Source organism: Rhodanobacter sp. FW106-PBR-R2A-1-15 (assembly GCF_058789735.1).
In genome coordinates this window covers 1-526 of sequence record NZ_JBYTEM010000072.1, presented here as the reverse complement: position 1 = coordinate 526, position 526 = coordinate 1, and the positions used below count along the sequence as shown (strand labels likewise).

Here is a 526-nt window from a genome sequence, read left to right as displayed (position 1 = left end):
GCCGAAACGTCTGCCTTCGGGTGGCGGGGCCGTGGAATCACCTTGCGCCAACCATGCCGCTCCAACAGGCGATAGATCGTCGACAGCGCCACCGGTTTGCCGACCCGTGCCGCATATGCCTGCCGGATATCCAAGGCACGCAACATCCCACCCATCTCGGCCTGTCGCACAAACGGCTCCAGCAGTACCTTCTCCTCTTCCTCGCTCAAGTACTGATGATGGCGGCCGCCACGCTCGTTCAGCGCGAAGATCGCCTCACCTTCCTTGGCCCAGCGCGAATGGATCGTATGGACGGTCGACGCCGACCATCCCAGGATCTGGGCAATCTCCTGCGCCGAGCTCCCCAGTGTGGCCCGTAGCAGCACGCACTGGATTCGCTGGTACTCGCGATGCGATCCGGCTTGCTTCAGTCGCTCCGCCAGTCGCTTCACCGTGGCCTTGTCGTTGCCGATCAGTGTCTTCACTTGCCATCTCCCTTCCAGGCGATGGTAAGAGTATATCTAGTTTATTGAACGCAAGTTGGTAT

At 60.5% G+C, this 526-nt stretch carries 1 protein-coding gene; it reads right to left on the bottom strand.

From position 1 onward, the window contains the following. The coding region (locus AC3WTD_RS18540; protein WP_492614666.1) for a helix-turn-helix domain-containing protein at positions 1-464 on the bottom strand (464 nt) is incomplete at its 3' end. Positions 465-526 lie beyond the last annotated feature (62 nt).